At 61.9% G+C, this 16,388-nt stretch carries 23 protein-coding genes; 15 read left to right on the forward strand and 8 right to left on the reverse strand.

Annotation, left to right across the window (positions count from 1 at the left end):
* Positions 1-27: 27 nt before the first annotated feature.
* A complete protein-coding gene (locus X735_RS158965; protein WP_023809794.1) occupies positions 28-381 on the forward strand; it encodes a DUF1428 family protein in 354 nt (117 codons plus the stop codon).
* Positions 382-525: 144 nt separating this feature from the next.
* Here X735_RS158965 and X735_RS158960 read toward each other — a convergent pair whose 3' ends face one another.
* Positions 526-2,148, reverse strand: coding sequence for a tetratricopeptide repeat-containing sulfotransferase family protein (locus tag X735_RS158960; protein WP_245273128.1), 1,623 nt, complete (start codon positions 2,146-2,148; stop codon positions 526-528).
* A gap of 94 nt (positions 2,149-2,242) precedes the next feature.
* On the opposite strand from X735_RS158960, the gene X735_RS1000000168645 reads away from it, so the two are divergent.
* The 7 genes from X735_RS1000000168645 to X735_RS01000000165630 all read left to right on the forward strand — a co-directional run bounded on the left by X735_RS1000000168645 (position 2,243) and on the right by X735_RS01000000165630 (position 5,968).
* Complete coding sequence (locus tag X735_RS1000000168645; protein WP_155930562.1) at positions 2,243-2,653, forward strand: hypothetical protein; 411 nt, start codon at positions 2,243-2,245, stop codon at positions 2,651-2,653.
* 219 nt (positions 2,654-2,872) lie between these two features.
* Entirely contained in the window at positions 2,873-3,079 is a 207-nt protein-coding gene (locus X735_RS158955) for a cold-shock protein (RefSeq protein WP_023809797.1), read from the forward strand.
* Positions 3,080-3,223: 144 nt separating this feature from the next.
* A complete protein-coding gene (locus X735_RS158950) occupies positions 3,224-3,493 on the forward strand; it encodes a hypothetical protein (RefSeq protein ID WP_023809798.1) in 270 nt (89 codons plus the stop codon).
* A complete protein-coding gene (locus X735_RS158945; RefSeq protein WP_023809799.1) occupies positions 3,490-3,771 on the forward strand; it encodes a hypothetical protein in 282 nt (93 codons plus the stop codon). Before X735_RS158950 ends, X735_RS158945 begins: the two co-directional genes overlap by 4 nt.
* A 39-nt stretch (positions 3,772-3,810) precedes the next feature.
* Complete coding sequence (locus X735_RS1000000169235; RefSeq protein WP_023809800.1) at positions 3,811-3,948, forward strand: hypothetical protein; 138 nt, start codon at positions 3,811-3,813, stop codon at positions 3,946-3,948.
* A gap of 99 nt (positions 3,949-4,047) precedes the next feature.
* A complete protein-coding gene (locus X735_RS158940; protein WP_023809801.1) occupies positions 4,048-4,266 on the forward strand; it encodes a hypothetical protein in 219 nt (72 codons plus the stop codon).
* 190 nt (positions 4,267-4,456) lie between these two features.
* Positions 4,457-5,968 carry an EAL domain-containing protein gene (locus tag X735_RS01000000165630; RefSeq protein WP_196815308.1) on the forward strand — a complete coding sequence of 504 codons (1,512 nt, stop codon included), beginning with the start codon at positions 4,457-4,459 and terminating at the stop codon, positions 5,966-5,968.
* Between the two features lie 31 nt (positions 5,969-5,999).
* On the opposite strand, the gene X735_RS0133850 is transcribed toward X735_RS01000000165630, so the two are convergent.
* Positions 6,000-6,416 carry a Kazal-type serine protease inhibitor domain-containing protein gene (locus X735_RS0133850; protein ID WP_031212712.1) on the reverse strand — a complete coding sequence of 139 codons (417 nt, stop codon included), beginning with the start codon at positions 6,414-6,416 and terminating at the stop codon, positions 6,000-6,002.
* 496 nt (positions 6,417-6,912) lie between these two features.
* On the opposite strand from X735_RS0133850, the gene X735_RS158935 reads away from it, so the two are divergent.
* From X735_RS158935 to X735_RS158925, 3 genes are all read left to right on the forward strand, one after another.
* Positions 6,913-7,125: a cold-shock protein gene (locus tag X735_RS158935; protein ID WP_006202520.1), complete on the forward strand. Its 213-nt coding sequence runs from the start codon at positions 6,913-6,915 to the stop codon at positions 7,123-7,125.
* Positions 7,126-7,446: 321 nt separating this feature from the next.
* A complete protein-coding gene (locus X735_RS158930; protein WP_013530020.1) occupies positions 7,447-7,659 on the forward strand; it encodes a cold-shock protein in 213 nt (70 codons plus the stop codon).
* A gap of 183 nt (positions 7,660-7,842) precedes the next feature.
* Positions 7,843-8,271, forward strand: a complete 429-nt coding sequence (locus X735_RS158925) for a BA14K family protein (protein ID WP_023809802.1) — start codon at positions 7,843-7,845, stop codon at positions 8,269-8,271.
* 126 nt (positions 8,272-8,397) lie between these two features.
* Here X735_RS158925 and X735_RS158920 read toward each other — a convergent pair whose 3' ends face one another.
* The 3 genes from X735_RS158920 to X735_RS158910 form a co-directional block, all read right to left on the reverse strand.
* A complete protein-coding gene (locus X735_RS158920) occupies positions 8,398-9,036 on the reverse strand; it encodes an MBL fold metallo-hydrolase (RefSeq protein WP_023809803.1) in 639 nt (212 codons plus the stop codon).
* 137 nt (positions 9,037-9,173) lie between these two features.
* On the reverse strand, positions 9,174-9,491 hold the full coding sequence (locus X735_RS158915; protein ID WP_023809804.1) for a hypothetical protein: 318 nt from the start codon (positions 9,489-9,491) through the stop codon (positions 9,174-9,176).
* 145 nt (positions 9,492-9,636) lie between these two features.
* Positions 9,637-10,530 carry a branched-chain amino acid aminotransferase gene (locus tag X735_RS158910; protein WP_023809805.1) on the reverse strand — a complete coding sequence of 298 codons (894 nt, stop codon included), beginning with the start codon at positions 10,528-10,530 and terminating at the stop codon, positions 9,637-9,639.
* A gap of 246 nt (positions 10,531-10,776) precedes the next feature.
* Between X735_RS158910 and X735_RS158905 the strand changes: the two genes are divergently transcribed.
* The 4 genes from X735_RS158905 (at position 10,777) to X735_RS158890 (ending at position 14,725) form a co-directional block, all read left to right on the forward strand.
* On the forward strand, positions 10,777-11,310 hold the full coding sequence (locus X735_RS158905) for a MarR family transcriptional regulator (RefSeq protein ID WP_023809806.1): 534 nt from the start codon (positions 10,777-10,779) through the stop codon (positions 11,308-11,310).
* Positions 11,297-12,016, forward strand: a complete 720-nt coding sequence (locus X735_RS158900) for a response regulator transcription factor (protein WP_013530014.1) — start codon at positions 11,297-11,299, stop codon at positions 12,014-12,016. Before X735_RS158905 ends, X735_RS158900 begins: the two co-directional genes overlap by 14 nt.
* 49 nt (positions 12,017-12,065) lie before the next feature.
* Complete coding sequence (locus X735_RS158895) at positions 12,066-13,481, forward strand: ATP-binding protein (protein ID WP_023809807.1); 1,416 nt, start codon at positions 12,066-12,068, stop codon at positions 13,479-13,481.
* Between the two features lie 221 nt (positions 13,482-13,702).
* The gene (locus X735_RS158890) at positions 13,703-14,725 is read left to right on the forward strand and encodes a glycosyltransferase family 1 protein (RefSeq protein ID WP_023809808.1); all 1,023 of its coding nucleotides are present in this window, start codon (positions 13,703-13,705) and stop codon (positions 14,723-14,725) included.
* Between the two features lie 78 nt (positions 14,726-14,803).
* Here X735_RS158890 and X735_RS158885 read toward each other — a convergent pair whose 3' ends face one another.
* The 3 genes from X735_RS158885 to X735_RS158875 all read right to left on the reverse strand — a co-directional run bounded on the left by X735_RS158885 (position 14,804) and on the right by X735_RS158875 (position 16,337).
* Positions 14,804-15,163 carry a tRNA-binding protein gene (locus tag X735_RS158885; protein ID WP_023809809.1) on the reverse strand — a complete coding sequence of 120 codons (360 nt, stop codon included), beginning with the start codon at positions 15,161-15,163 and terminating at the stop codon, positions 14,804-14,806.
* A 26-nt stretch (positions 15,164-15,189) separates the two neighbouring features.
* A complete protein-coding gene (locus X735_RS158880) occupies positions 15,190-15,690 on the reverse strand; it encodes a YbjN domain-containing protein (RefSeq protein WP_013893499.1) in 501 nt (166 codons plus the stop codon).
* A gap of 344 nt (positions 15,691-16,034) precedes the next feature.
* Positions 16,035-16,337: an accessory factor UbiK family protein gene (locus X735_RS158875; RefSeq protein ID WP_023809810.1), complete on the reverse strand. Its 303-nt coding sequence runs from the start codon at positions 16,335-16,337 to the stop codon at positions 16,035-16,037.
* Between the last annotated feature and the right edge of the window lie 51 nt (positions 16,338-16,388).

The raw sequence follows: 16,388 nt of genomic DNA on the forward strand, positions 1-16,388 counted from the left end.
CCGTGAACTTCCAGGAGGAGATCCAAAATGTCCTATGTCGATGGTTTCGTACTTGCCGTATCCAAGGCAAAACTCGATGACTACAAGAAGCTGGCCAACCTCGCAGGGCCTATCTGGAGGGAACATGGCGCGCTCGCCTATGTCGAATGCATCGGCGACGACGTGCCCTATGGCGAGGTCACGTCCTTCCCGCGTGCCGTGCAGGCCAAGGACGACGAGATCGTCGTCTTCGCCTGGGCCGTCTATGAGTCGCGGGAGAGCCGCGATGCCGTCATGGCCAAGGTGATGGCCGACCCGCGCTTGAAGGCCGATTGGGCGGACATGCCGTTCGACGGCAAGCGCATGATCTTCGGTGGCTTCAAGCCATTCATTGAGCTTTGAGCAGCCGGTAGCGATTAGAAGAAGCCTCAGCTTCGTCATCCTAGGGCGAAGCAGGAGCGAAGCTCCGTCGCGAAGCCCCTAGGATGACGACGCGGGTGCTTAGGCCAATCTCTAAGGCCACGCGATCAGCTAGATAGCGTTGCACTAATCCAGCTTGTCCAGCAACGGCTTGAGCCGGTCTCCATAGCGCTTCCACAGATCGACCGACCCCTGATACATCGGCTGGCGCACCTGTGCGGCTGAAGCCGTGCGAACCGGTCGGTCGGTTTCGTGGAACGATAGTGCCGCATCGTCCCAAGGCAGGCCGAGATGAGCGATCAATGCCCGCGTCTGTCCGTCCTGGTCGGCGACAAAATCCTCGTAGCGTACATCATGCACGACGCCCGGCAGCACCGTGTGCCAATGCTTCATGATGTCGGTGTAGAGATTGTGGAAGTCGGCGAGCTCGCCGAGATCGTAGCCATAGCGATGGCTGTCGCCGCGGAAATGCACCTTGTAGATCGACAGGCAGGTGGCCGCTGCATCGCGCGCGCAGTGGATGATCCTGGCCTTCGGCATCATCATGTGGATGAAGCCGACAAGCAGGAAGTTGCCTGGCATTTTGTCGGTGACGTGACGCATGTTCGTATAGCGGGCATGCAGCATGTCGAGATAGGCTTGGCCTGCCTCGGCAAAATCCGCATCGCCGGTATCCGATACGCCCCATGGGAAGCCACCCGGCATGGTCGCCGGGAACTGCCTGCCGACCGCCTTCTTCAAGATGCTGAGCTCGCCTGCGCCATAGACCTGCGGATGGCTGGCAATGATCTGCTCGACCAGCGTCGTGCCCGAACGCGGCATGCCGACGACGAAGATCGGCGTGTCGTCGCTGATTGAGCTGGGCCTGTGCTTCTCGAAGAAGCCGGCATCGAAGGTGGCCTTCATCGCCTCGAACTCGGCCCGCGTCCTGGCCTGATCGTAGTCGATGCCTTTGCGGCGGATCGCATTGCCTTCGGCGAAATAGTCGAAGGCCCGGCCATAATCCCTGAGATCGTCATTCGCCTTGCCGAGTCCGAAAGACAGCTGCATGCGTGCCAGGCTGTCCTGCGGCGCCTTGGCATGCTGGGCCTCCATGCCCCCAAGCTCGCTGTCGCGCTCCTTCTGGCGCTTGACCTGCGTCAGCATCAGCCAGGCTGTGGCCATGGCGGGATTGATCGCCAACGCCTGCCGGAACAGGTCGGCCGCCTCGTCAAGCTTGCCCTTTTCCATCAACCCGACGCCGAGCCCGTGCAGCAGGTCGGCATCCTTGGGCCGGATCGTCAGCGCTTCGCGGAAGACGGCGAGCGCCTCATCCAGCCGCCCGGCTTCCTGCAGGGTTTCGGCAAGCCCGATGCGGGCGCGCACATGAAATGGGTTGCGTGCAACCGTGCCGCGATAAATCTCTTCGGCCTCTTCGAACTGGCCGACCTGCTTCAGCGATGAGCCTAGATTGTCGCGCGCCGCGAGCTGGTCCGGCCGCAGATCCACCGCCCCGCGGAAGAAATCGATGGCCGCAGCAGGGCGGCCGAGGTCGCGCATCACCGTCCCGAAATTGTTGAGGAAATCGGGATTCGTCGGCTGCAGGCTCACCGACCGTTCGATGAGATCCAGCCCTTCTTCGCTGCGCCCGGTCTGGTGCAGCAGCAGTCCCAGGAAATGCGCGGCGGCGGCGTGCTTGGGCTGACGCGCCAGCACCTGCCGGTAGATCGTCTCAGCCTCTTGCCGGCGCCCGGCCTGATGCAGTTGCAACGCCTGCTGCACATACTGGTCGAGGCCCAGCGGCGGCTGTCCGCCTGCGCCAGACCTGGCTCCCGCACCCGCCGCTCGTCTTTGATCTCTGTTGATGGGAAACCTGCCGTGTTTTGTCCGCCTGTGGCGATCTAAGCCATCGGCGCCGCAGGTTCAAGGCTTCGCCTGCTGTCTCGTCCTTTCGTCGGTGCGGAAAGATCAAATCAGGCGATTGGTCTCGGCAACCTGCCTGGCACGCCGGACCGTTCCATCGGTGTCGGCGATCCTTCGCTTTGCCGCCTCGTCACTTCTGACAGTCAGCCGCGGCGACAGGACAACCATCGGCTTTGCCATTACCGGCTTTGCGACCGGCGTGATCGTTACGGGGGTGCCTATTGGCGTCTTTACGGACATCACGAGGTCTCCTTCTTCAATTCACAAGAAAAATGAAAATACCGGGAGAATTATTCCCGCTAAGCTTCAAACAGTTTTTGAATTGTATGAATTTGTATCATCATTTTTCTGATAGTTACAGCGCGCAATTTTTTGAATGAAACCCAATTTTATTTTAAAACGCCTTGATTAAATTACAACAAAGGCCTATTTGTACAGGATCGCTTTGGGCCAGAATTGGCATCTCGCGGCGTCAGAGGTTCTCGACCCGCCAATCTCATTCCAAATCATCGATACGGGGCGCGCGGCATATTCGCTCCGCGCGACCATTCTCATTCTTCGAAAGACCGACATGAACACCGGAACCGTGAAGTTCTACAATGGCCAGAAGGGCTTCGGCTTCATTCAGCCGACCGATGGCGGCAAGGACGTCTTTGTCCATGTCAGCGCACTGGAGCGCGCCGGCTTCCCCGGCCTCGCCGAAGGCCAGAAGCTGCAGTTCGAGTTGGAGCGTGACACCAAGGGCCGCGAGTCGGCCGCCAATTTGCAATTGATCTGATCCGGCCGAATTCGATGAACGCTGACCACGGATGTACTGGCAGCTCTCGAAAGCGGCTTATTTCCAGCGACTGCCGGAAATAGGAACGCGGGGCTCGTCCCCGCTTTTTTGTTTTCAGGACCGCTGCTTTGCATAGGTAAGACAATGCCGGACCGCACCACCCACTCCATCGCGCACTTCACCGCACCTTTCGTGCTCGGCGGACTGGAAGGGCAGCTGCCGGCCGGCGACTACGACATCGACCACGACGAAGAGCTGATCGAGGGCATGTCGCGGCTTGCCTGGCGCCGCGTCGCCACTTTCATCCATCTGCCGGCAAGGGCAGCGAAAAACCCGCCCACCAGCCAGCTTGTCGCCATCGATTACCTCGAACTCGAAACAGCGCTGAAGCGCGACAGGGAGAATGCAGCATGATCCGTTTCCAGCAGAATGCGCGCCCGCGCACCGACACGCCCGCGCACCAGTTTTCGATCGGTCAGACCGTGCGCATGAAGAGCCGCACCGGCCTCGTCCAGAAGACCGCCGAACTGTTCCAGATCAAGAGCAGGCTGCCGGTCAAGGATGGTTCGCCGCAATACCGCATCCGCAGCGAGCAGGAGACCTATGAGCGGGTCACCACCGAAGACAATCTCGAACCGGCAGATCCGGTTGTTGCCGGCAACCCCGTTGTTGCCAGCAACCCGCTCATCTGAGACCTCACCGCCAAGCCAACACTGAAGTAGGAGCACGACATGTCCAAAGGTCAACAGCGAAGCAACCGCGAGACACGCAAGCCGAAGAAGGACAAGGTCGTGGCAAAGCCCGCCTCCCCGTTCGGCTCCTCGGTCAAGCAGGCGGAGAGCAACCTGAAGCCGAAGTCGAAGGGCTGACAAACTGGAGGGCGCGCCTCGTGCGTCCTCTCCGTCGTCCCTCTGTGGGGGACGAATTGACTGAACAGGCCCGCGCAATGCTCTGCCACGGAGGCGCGCTTGAATTTCGTCATCGAGTTCTACCGGTCGCGCGACGCCGACGAAGCCACTCTCGACAAGGTATCACTGGAGGCGCCGAACCTGCGCGCCGCGCTGCAGGGCGCCACCGCGCTGTTCCACACGCTGGCCATGCCGCAAATCCCCGATCGCCTGCGCATTTGTGACGACACCGGCAGCGAGCTTTACGCCGGCCCGGCCGACGGGGCGTATCCGGTTTAGAGCAGCGGTGCTGCCCAACGACTCCATTAAAGTTCACGTAAGATCGAGGCCCTAAGATCCGCCTGAACCGGGCCGCTGCCGCGATTGGTGGCCGAGACGTTGCGGGCGACCACCCACGATCGCCGCTCATACCAGAAGGCAGGAGGCGCATGGACAGGTCGCGCATCATCGTGACGGCGGGGTGTTGGCCATGCTGGGCGCCATCGTGCCAATCGCGGCTATGTTTCATCTCGCTTGGATTCAGGCCGTCCAAAAGGAACATGAGCGGCTGCAGCTGTTCGCCAGCCGCGCCATCGCCAGGGCCGACATCTCGCTCAAGGATGCCACCGCCGCTTTGCGGCAGATCGACCAGTTCACCGGCATCCGCTGTTCGGCGGACCATATAGCCCGCATGCGGCAACTCACCATCAACACGCGCCCGATCGAAGAAATGGGCTATTTCGAAAACGGCCTGCTTAAATGCTCTTCCTGGGGATCGACCGAAGCGCGCGTTGCGCAATCCACCCCTGACTTCACCACCAGGGACGGCATTGCCGTCACCGCCCGCATGCAGCCGGTGATGAGCGAGGACCATTTTCTGATGGCGCTGCGATACAGGGATCACAACGTCCTTGTCGATCCGGTACGCTTTGTCGACGTCATCGTCGATCCCGGTGTCCAGCTCGCCTTGACGACGCAAACGGGCATCCTGCTTGGAGCACTAAACGGCCCTGATCCCGCCCGCGTCGAGAAGATCATCGCCGGCCCCAGCAAAGGCATCGATGACGATCTCCTGTTTGCCACGGCGCGCGGGACGGACTGGATCGCTGTCGCCACCGAACCGACAAGCCAGATCCTGGGCAGCGTTCGCCAGCAGCAATTTCTGCTGCTCCCGCTCGGCGCCTTCATGGCCGCCTTCATCATCGGCATGGTTGTGTGGCTGTCGCGAAGGCGGCTTTCGCCCTTGGGAGAATTGCAGATCGCCGTACGCAAGCGCGAATTCATCGTCCACTATCAGCCGATCGTCGAACTCAGGACCGGCAATTGCATCGGGGCGGAAGCGCTGGTGCGCTGGAAGCGGCCGAACGGTTCCCTGGTCCGGCCCGATCTCTTCATTCCGCTGGCGGAAGAGAGCGGCCTGATCACGGCGATCACCGATCAGGTCATCGCGATGGTTGTGTTCGACCTGAACAGGCTTCTGGTCGCCGACCGCTCGCTTCACATCGCCATCAATCTCAGCGCAACCGATGTCGGCACCGCGCGGGTCCTGCCTATCATCGAAAACGCGTTGCAGCACACCGGGATCCGGCCCCAGCAAATCTGGCTCGAGGCGACAGAGCGAGGTTTCGTCGATATCAACTCGGCCCGCTCGACGCTCGTTCGTGCCCGCGAACTTGGCCACGCAGTGGCAATCGACGACTTCGGCACCGGCTATTCCAGCCTGTCCTATCTCGAGGGGCTGCCGCTCGATGCGCTCAAGATCGACAAATCGTTCATCGATACGATCAGCACGAATTCCGCCACCAGTTCCGTCACCCCGCATATCATCGACATGGCCAAGACATTAAAGCTGAAGATCGTTGCCGAGGGCGTGGAAACGCAGGCGCAAGCCGACTACCTCGCGGCGCGCGACGTCGACTACGCCCAGGGCTGGCTTTTCGCCAGACCCATGCCCGCGTCCGAGTTCATCGCCTACTGTCGCCAGGTGAAGCCGACGGCTTGACGCCTGTCGTCCTCAACAAGGCGCATCGTTCTCAGCACGGCCCGTCGCCAACGACGCGATAGTCCGCGGCGCGGGCTTCGCAGGAATTGGGGAAGGTGCGCATCTCGCCATGACGGCGGCCGCAGACCGGAGCATATTCGCGGGTGCAGAACGTCTGCTCTTCACCGCCACCGCCACCGCCACCGCCGCCGTCGCGGCACGGGCCGTCGCGCACGATGCGGTAGCCGGCCCGGTCGGCAAGACAGGCATTGGCGAAGGTCTGGCGGTCGCCGCCGCGGCGGGCACAGACCGGCTCGTACTGCTTGCTGCAATATTGCGGTTCGGGCCGTGGCGGACGCGGGCGCGGCCCTGGTCCCTCATCGACGACGACGGTGCAGGCGGCAAGAATTGCCGACAGCAACAGGATGGCAAAACCCTGCCGCGAAAAGATTGCCGCCAGAAATTTCATGATGATCTCCCACGATCGCGTCCCCGGTTATCGATCCTCGCCATTCCCTTGCCAAATGCAACCCCCCGTTTGGGCCCCGCAACGACGACGGCGCCTGGCCCGCAAGGGGGGGGGTAGCGCGCCGCCGATGTCTGGCCCATTCGTGGGCTGGCTTTGGCCGAAGACCCGACCGGCAAGCAAGCCTATGCCGAGCCCATCGATGCCCAAGTCAGTCGATCCTTGCGTCGGGATGCGCCCAGTGTGGCGGCCCGCGGCGGTATCTTGCAACCATCACGTTTCCGTGCGATAAATTCCGTGTTCGGGCATTTGCGACCCGGAGAGCGGAACGTTTTGGACGACCTTTCCCCGATACTGTGAATCTCTGACGGCCCCGTTTTCGGCGGGGGGTTTGACCATGCGCCAATGCATGACTGCCGAAGCAACCACCGGGAACTGCCCTTTGCGCCAGGCGGCGGGCGGGACCACCAAAGACTGAACGGGTGAAGGAGTTTCCCCAATGGCCCAGACCGGCACCGTTAAATTCTTCAACGCGACCAAAGGCTTCGGTTTCATCACGCCCGATGGTGGCGCCAAGGATGTGTTCGTCCATATCTCCGCGATCGAAGCCTCCGGCTTGCGCACGCTCGTCGACGGCCAGAAGGTCACCTTCGACGTCGAGCCGGACCGCATGGGCAAGGGCCCCAAGGCCGTCAACCTCCGCGCAGCCTGAGCCATCGGCGCGCCGCATGTCACTCGGACGTGCGACGGAGGCTCCATGCCTGCACCTGGCCTGGAGAGGGATCTGAATTTTGGAAAGGCGCGGCGATCTTCGTCGCGCCTTTTCCTTATCGAAGGCGCGGGCCGGTGATGTCGCCCAAGCCGCCAGGTTCTGGGCAACGACTTGCATAAAAACAAAGACCCAAAGCGCGCCGCAACGTGCTTTAGACGCCCGCAAAACTTTCCCTTGCCGATGACGCTAAAATAAAGGACAAATTTCCACTCGGGCATTTGCCGGCCCGAGACTGGAGTTTATGGGACAAAGGAGCTTCCCATGCCGCAGACCGGCACCGTCAAATTCTTCAACCATGCCAAGGGCTTCGGCTTCATCACGCCCGATGATGGAGCGAAGGATGTTTTCGTCCATATTTCAGCCGTGCAGGCGTCCGGTCTTCCCGGTCTCGAGGATGGCCAGAAAGTGTCGTTCGACACCGAGCCGGACAAGCGCGGCAAGGGTCCCAAGGCCGTCAACCTGTCGGTCGGCTGAGCCGGCTTCAAACCGGCGATCCCAGGCAGATCGCTCCCTTGAGAGCCTATGATTTTTGACGTCTGTTTTGAATAGACACGTAAAAATCCGTTCAGCCCCCGTTCAGCCACGGTCGCATATTAGTCTTCGGTAAAGCCGGACCGCATCCCCGAAACTACACGGGCCGGCACGAAGGAGATCGACATGAACCGAATTTTCAAAACCGCCGTCCTGGCCGCTGCCGTGGTCGCTACCACGCTCACGGCCTTGCCCGCCGCCAATGCGCGCGACTGGCGCCGTCATCATGGCCATCATGGCAACGGCGATGCCATTGCCGCCGGCGTGCTCGGCCTCGCGGCCGGCGCGCTGATCGGTGGTGCATTGGCCAATGACCGGCCGCCGCCCGGCGCTGACCGCTACTACGATGACGGTTACGATCGTGACGTGGTGATACGCCCGGCCCCGGTGCGCCGCTACTATGCGGAGCCGCGAGTGGTCTACGCCGATCGTTATGCCGAGCCATGGACGCGTGACTGGTACGAATACTGCTCGGACCGCTACCGCAGCTTCAATTCCCGTACCGGCACGTTCACCGGCAATGACGGCGAACAGCATTTCTGCACTGCCAACTAAACCAAGGGCTTCCCTGCCCCAAAACAGAAAAGCGCTGACCGCAAGGCCAGCGCTTTTTTGTTGTGGTCCCTACAATGTCAACGGTCGCTTGAGGCTGATGAAAACAGCTACGGTTCCGAGCCTGGTTCAAGTCAAAAAAGGGTTGGTCCGCCTCTCCTCGCCAAAACGTCCGCCGGGACCGTGGCCACAGATGAAGCCGATGTCATCGCCGAGCGGCAGGAGCTTGTCCTTGATCGAAGCGATCAGCGCCGCGTGGTCGCCGCCCGGCAGGTCGGTGCGGCCGACCGAGCCGCGGAACAGCACGTCGCCGACATGGGCGAACTTGGCCGCGCGGTTGTAATAAACAACGTGACCTGGTGCATGGCCGGGGCAGTGCAGCACCTCGAACACATGGCCGCCGAACGACACGGTCTCGCCTTCGGCCAGGAACCGGTCGGGCACGCAGTTACGCGCTCCGGCGATGCCGTAGCGCTTGCCCTGGTTTTCCAGATTGTCGAGCAGCGACTTGTCGGCCTCATGCGGACCGATGATCTCGACGCCGAGCGCCTCCTTCAACTCCATTGCGCCGCCGGCATGGTCGATGTGGCCATGCGTTATCCAGATAGCCCCGGCTGAGATCGCATTGTCCTTCAGCACCGTCAGCACCTTGTCGATATCGCCGCCAGGATCGACGACGACGCCATGCTTGTCATCCATGTCGAACAGGATGGTGCAATTCTGCTGGAACGGTGTGACCGGCACGATGCCGGCATTGAGCTGACCCATGATCGTCCTTTCGATGTTCACGGGTGATGTAGAGGCGCGGACAAAGGGCGTCCACCCTCGAAAGACGAACATCGGTAGCTCCGAAAACGGAAATGGGCGGCCGAAGCCGCCCATTTGAAAAGACCGAAACGGCCTGCCTACTTCTTCATGGCGCCCATGACCGCGCCGAGAATGGCGGTCAGGATCGCGCCGCCGCCGGCGCCGCCGACGATGTTCTGCAGGTTCAGCGCGCTGCCGAGACCGCTCGTTGCTGCTGCCGCAGCCGCCGGATCGACCGCACCGCCACCCAGCAGGCTGCCGAGGATCGCCGCACCGCCGACGCCGCCAATGGCTCCGCCCAGGATTTTGGGAAGCTGACCCATCGCCGCCGTCTTGAGCGCCGCACCGACCGCCTGACCACCGATGACGCCAGTAATCACCTGTATGATGATCGGAAGAAGCGTGTTCATGTCCATATGATTAGTCCCTCCATAGCTGTCAGCCTCCCGGGCCGACACCATCATGAGACGCCGAATTGGACGAAAGTCAAATGCAGAAACGCTGAAATAAAAGGGGCGGCCCGAAAACCGCCCCTACTTCCTAAAAAAGCTGTGACTTTCGTTATTCTGCGGCGATCGCGTGCTTGGGCTGAACGGCCGCAGAATAGTCATTCATAAGATTCTTGGCTATTTCGCCGACCTCGAATCGGTAAGGCCCGATCTCGGAAACCGGCGTCACTTCCGCTGCCGTCCCGGTCAGGAAGCACTGCTCGAAGCTTTCCAGCTCTTCCGGCAGGATGGCGCGTTCAATCACCTCCAAGGCGCGATCCTTGGCCAGCCCAATGACCGTGCGGCGGGTGATGCCGTCGAGGAAGCAGTCGGGCTTGGGTGTGTGAATCTTCCCCTCCTTGACGAAGAAGATGTTGGCTCCGGTCGCTTCGGCGACCTGGCCACGCCAGTCGAGCATCATGGCGTCGGCATAGCCTTTGGCCTCGGCGGCGTGCTTGGACATGGTGCAGATCATGTAGAGGCCGGCGGCCTTCGACTTGGAAGGCGCGGTGCGCGGGTCGGGCCGGCGCCATTCCGCCACATCGAGACGGATGCCTTTCAGCTTCTGCGCAGGATCGAAATAGCTCGGCCATTGCCAGATGGCGATGGCGCAGTTGATGCGGTTGTTCTGCGCCGAGACGCCCATCTGCTCACTGCCGCGCCAGGCAATCGGCCGGACATAGGCGTCCTGGAAACCCTGCTTCTTGAGAAGCGTGGAAGAGGCGTCGTTGAGCTCGGCCACCGAATAGGGGATATTGAAACCGAGCAGGCGTGCCGATTCATGCAGGCGCTCGGTGTGTTCGTTGAGCTTGAAGATCTCGCCGCCATAGGCACGCTCTCCCTCGAAAACGGCGCTGGCGTAATGCAGCCCGTGCGTCAGCACATGGATCTTGGCGTCACCCCATTGGACGAATTCGCCGTTCATCCAGATGAAGCCATCGAGTTGATCGAAGGGAACGGATGCCATGGTAACCTCCCACGGGCGGCAGCCCGGATAGTTGTATCGTTGTGTGTTTCGTGTCGGCCGCCCAAAGCGGCTTTTATGGTGGAGCGTAGGCGGATAATTGCGCTCTGGCAAACTTAGGAAATTCCGGAAAAACCGGCTTCCCTTGCCTTTTCGTTCGCAATCCGCCCAAAAGCTTGTCAAAAATTACCATTGCAGGGAAATTACGTCAATAGTACTGACATAATCTCTCTTTCCCACGGAGAAATAATGACGGATCGAAGCCCAGCCGCCGGAAAACCGATCAGGACCGCGATGTCGGTCGAGGACGGCATCGACTTCGCCATCATCGAACTGCTCTTCTTTGCCTATCGCGACTTCACCTCCGATCCGGACCAGATCCTGGCCGACTACGGCTTCGGCCGTGCCCATCACCGGGTGCTGCATTTCGTCAACCGCAGGCCTGGCCTGACGGTCGCCGAACTGCTCGACGTGCTGAAGATCACCAAGCAGAGCCTGGCCCGCGTGCTCAAGCAATTGATCGACACCGACCATGTCGTGCAGTTGCAAGGTCCGCGCGACCGCCGCCAGCGCGAGCTTTACCCGACGGCCAAGGGCCGTGCGCTGGCGTTGGCGCTGGCGCGGCCACAGTCGCGCCGCATCCATGCTGCATTGGGAGATTCCGGAATAGCCGAACGAACCTTGGTGGAACGGTTCCTCGAAGCGATGGTCAATCCGGAACTGAGGGCGCAGATCGACGTTGGGTCCGCAAAAATGTCAGGGAAAAGCCATGGAGAGCACTGAACGGGTCGATCACGCGGCCGCACCGGACGACGACGCGCCACACCTGCTTGTGGTCGACGACGACACCCGAATCCGCAATCTTCTCAAGCAGTATCTGACCGAAAACGGCTTTCGCGTCACCGTCGCCGGCAATGCCGGCGAAGCCAGGCGCAAGCTTGCCGGCCTCGACTTCGACCTTCTGGTGCTGGACGTCATGATGCCGGGTGAGACGGGCGTCGACCTGACCAAGTCGCTGCGGGCCGAAAAGAACGTACCGATCCTGATGCTGACGGCCCTGTCGGAGACCGACAGCCGCATCTCAGGGCTTGAGGCCGGCGCCGACGACTACCTGCCGAAGCCGTTCGATCCGCGCGAGCTGATCCTGCGCATCAACAACATCCTTCGCCGTGGTGGCCCGGCGACCACGCCCAAGGTCGAGCAGTTGGTCTTCGGCCCCTACACCTTCCAGATCGCCCGGCGCGAATTGAAGCGTGGCGGCGAGGCGCTGAAGCTGACCGACCGCGAACAGGAGATCCTGGCGATCTTCGCGGCAAGGGCCGGCGAGACGATACCCCGCCACGAGCTTGTCGGTGACGATTCGGAGGTCGGCGAGCGCACCATCGACGTCCAGATCAACCGGCTGCGCCGCAAGATCGAGCGCGATCCGTCCAACCCGGTCTGGCTGCAGACCGTGCGCGGTATTGGGTATCGGCTCAGCGTGGAATAGAATGCCGCCTGCGGCCTGTTGAGCGGCTGCGGGCAAGCGAAATGAGCGAATGGCAACCACGGAACTGGAACAGCCGGGCAATGGCGGCTTGAGCGCACGCGCCGCGCGGACGCTGAAGGCGGTGCCGCGCGCCTGGAACCGCTTCTGGCGCCTCGTCTCGCTCTATATGCCCAAGCGGCTCTATGCCCGCTCGCTGATCATCGTCATCGCGCCGATGATCCTGCTGCAATCGGTCGTCGCCTTCGTCTTCATGGAACGTCATTGGGCAACCGTGACGCAGCGCCTGTCGCAGGCCACCGTGCGCGACATTGCCGCCATCATCGACCTGATCGAGACCTATCCGCGCGATGCCGACTACACCAACATCATCCGCATCGCCCAGGACCGCATGCAGCTGAAGGTCGACCTCTTGCCGCCCGACCCACTGCCCGCGCCCGGTCCAAAGCCGTTTTTCTCGATTTTGGATGATGTTCTCTCGTCCGAGATCACCCGCCAGATCAACCGCCCGTTCTGGATCGACACGGTCGGCAACTCCAACATCGTCGAGGTGCGCGTGCAGCTCGAGGGCAAGGTGCTGCGCGTCTTCGTGCGCCGCAGCCAGGCCTATGCCTCCAACACCCACATCTTCCTGATCTGGATGGTCGGCACCTCGCTGGTGCTCCTGATGATCGCCATCCCCTTCCTGCGCAACCAGATCCGGCCGATCCTGATGCTCGCCGAAGCCGCCGAAAGTTTCGGCAAGGGCCGGCCGATGCCGCGCGACTTCCGGCCGCGCGGCGCCGAGGAGGTTCGCCGCGCCGGCTTTGCCTTCATGCAGATGCGCGAGCGCATCGAGCGCCAGATCGAGCAACGCACCGCCATGCTGACCGGCGTCAGCCATGACCTGCGAACCATCCTCACCCGCTTCAAGCTGCAGTTGGCGCTTTCCGGCGGCAAGGCCGAGACCAAGGCCGCGCTCGACCAGGACATCGACGACATGCAGTCGATGCTCGAAGGCTATCTCGCCTTTGCCCGTGGCGAGGCTTCGGAAGACGCCGGACGGTTCGATCTCGAGGCCTATTTCGAGAAACTCGACGAGGAGGCCAGGCTGCGCAAGCGCAAGCTGTCGACGACGCTTGCCGGAGACCCCGACGTGCATGTGCGGCCGAACGCCTTTGCCCGGCTGATGTCCAACGTGATCGGCAACGCCTTCCGCTATGCCAAGACGGTGGAAGTCAACGCCACCCATGGCCGCGGCTCGCTGCTGGTCACCATCGACGACGATGGTCCGGGCATCCCCGCTGACCGGCGCGAAGACGTGTTCAAACCCTTCGTGCGGCTCGACGAGGCCCGCAACCTCGATGCCAGCGGCACCGGGCTCGGCCTGTCGATCGCCCGCGACATCGCCCGTTCCCATGGCGGCGACATCACCCTTGAAGACAGCCCGCTCGGCGGACTGCGCGCTGTCATCAAGGTTCCCGCATAACGGGGCACGATTCCGAAAAGTGGAAACCGGCTTCATCCGCCCGTCATGAAACCATGATCAAGAGCGTGCATGAAGCGCGCGACCTCAATCGATTCGGCCTTGCCGCCTCACTTCGACCCCGTGCCCGTCCGGGTGCGCTGGAGCGAAGCGAGAGCAGCGGGCTGGTCGCCGTTCCGGCATCGTCTCAAGGCAACCGTCGACCTTTCCTGCAAAGGGCCGCCATGCGCATATTGATGGTCACCGATGCCTGGCGGCCGCAGGTTAACGGCGTTGTCCACACGCTGGAGCGGCTCACCGAGACGCTGAAATCCTTCGATGTCGCCGTGGATTTCCTGACGCCGAACATCTTTCGCACCCTGCCCTTGCCGACCTATCCCGACATCAGGCTGGCGCTGACCACGCCCGGCCATGTCGCGCGCCTGATCGACGCCGGCAGAGCCGACCACATCCACATCGTCACCGAAGGACCGCTCGGCATCATGGCGCGGCGCTATTGCCGCAATGCCGGCAGGCCGTTCACCACCAGCTATCACACGCGCTTCCCCGAATATCTCAGCGCACGGCTGCCGGTGCCGGAAAGCTGGGCCTATCGCTGGCTGCGCGATTTCCACAATTCCGGCCAAGGCACGCTGGTCGCCACCCAGTCGCTCGCAGACGACCTCTCAGCGCGCGGCTTCACCAAGCTGCGGCCGTGGACGCGCGGCGTCGACACCGACCATTTCCGGCCCGACAAGAAGAAGGATCTCGGCTTCCCCGGCCCTGTCTTCCTCTGCGTCGGCCGCGTCGCCATCGAAAAGAACCTCTCCGCCTTTCTCGACCTCGACCTGCCGGGCAGCAAGGTGATCGTCGGCGAAGGCCCCGAGCTTGCCAGGCTCAAGGCAAAATATCCGCAAGCGCATTTCCTTGGCCATCGCCCCAACGACGAACTGGCCGAGATCTATGCCTCGGCCGATGTCTTCGTCTTCCCGAGCCGCACCGACACGTTCGGCAACGTCATCATCGAGGCATTGGCCAGCGGCACGCCGGTTGCCGCCTATCCGGTGACCGGGCCGGTCGACATCGTCGGCGACGGCTTCGGCGGCGCGGTCTCCAACGATCTGCGCGAGGCCTCGCTTGCCGCGCTCAATGTAGACCGTGCCGAAGCCCGCGAACGTGCCATGCGCTATAGCTGGAAAGCCTGTGCGGAGATGTTTCTCGATACGGTCGAGGAAGCACTGGGCACAACGCGCAAGCTGGCGGCCTGACTCAAGGCTGGCGGCATCGTACTGTTCGACATCAGCAGGACGGAGGGAGCGCGAAGGAACGACGGTCGTTCCTCTAGCCTAAAACAACCGCCCGCCATCCGGCACCTTGCGCTCAATCGCTCCGAGCACCACAGCGCCCTCTTCGTCGGGAAAGCCGAGCGTCAGCACTTCCGACATGAATGGACCGATCTGGCGCGGCGGGAAATTGACCACCGCGAACACCTGCCGGCCGATCAGCGTCTCCGGTGTATAATATTTGGTGATCTGCGCCGACGATTTCTTGATGCCGATGCCGGGGCCGAAATCGATCTTCAGCTTGAATGCGGGCTTGCGCGCCTCGGGAAACGGTTCGGCCTCGACGATCGTGCCGGCGCGGATGTCGACACGATCGAAATCGGCAAAACTGATCTCGGGCTTGCGCTCGCTGTTCGAACTCATCTTGGTCTTGTCTGCCTCACGGGGACTCAGGCGTTGCCGTAGGTCTCGAACAGCACGCCGGCCAGGGCGTCCTTGGCCGAGGTTCCCGACCAGACGACGAACTGGAACGCCTGGAAATAGCATTCGCAGGCTTCCAGCGCCGACGACAGCAACACTTCGACCTGCTGGCTCGACGGCTCGACCCCGCCGGCCAGCAGCAGCGACTGGCGGAACATAATCGCGCCCTCCTGCTCCCAGAGGTCGAAATGGCCAAACAGCATCTGCTCGTTGATCAACGACAAGAGCCGCATCACTTCCAGCGCGCGGGTCTCCGGCACCTTGATGTCGAAGGCACAGGCTAGGTGCAGCGCTTCGAAATCCTCCATCCACGAAAAGGAGACGTGATAGTCGGTCCAGCTTCCGGCAACCGAGATCGAAATCTCGTCGTCGCCTGCCCGCTCAAAGGACCAGTCGTTGTTGTGGGCCACCTGCTCGATAACATCCACCGGATGGATTTCGCGGGAGAATTCGAGTTCGAGAAGTTCCATGGAATGCTTCCTGTCGTTCTGTACGAGCGCCGCCACACGCTCCGCGGGAGGGCACACACAACGAACAATCTTGTCTAGAACTCGGACGGCCAGGACTTTCCTGCGCAAAAGACGACTTCTCGACGCAAAGACCCCAGACCGGACCCCACCGCCCGGTCGCATGACCCTGCTCCGAATCATGCAACAAATTCAGTCTATTGATCGGGAGTCGCGTGAACAGCCCAATTTTTCGCACTGCGTCATTCGCATGTGGAAAGCCGCTGTCACAAAGATTCATGCAATGCCGTTAAGCGATTCACGGCAAAGCGCTTTTCAGGATCGGGCTATGTGGAAAAGTTTAACGATTATTTTTTTGTGCGGGGCTTGGCCGCCGCCGCCGGTGCGGCGTCACCGGCCAGTTCCGCAAGCTTCGCCTCGAGCACCTCGATACGGGCGGCAAGGCGGGTGTTTTCTTCCCGGGCCTTGGCGGCCATCTCGCGCGCGGCCTCGAACTCTTCGCGCTGCACCACGTCCATGGTGTTGAGGATGCGTTCGGCCTGGCCTTTGAAGGCGGTCTCCACCTCCCGGCGCACGCCCTGGGCAGCGCCGGCGGCATCGGTCATCAGCTTGGCGAATTCATCGAGAATGCGGTTCGGTCCGGTCGACATGGCAAATCCTCGCTTGCTCGAAATGAGGTAATGGCGCCGCGCGTCGAATGC

It is taken from the genome of Mesorhizobium sp. L2C084A000 (assembly GCF_000502875.1).
In the GTDB taxonomy this organism is placed as follows: Bacteria; Pseudomonadota; Alphaproteobacteria; order Rhizobiales; family Rhizobiaceae; genus Mesorhizobium.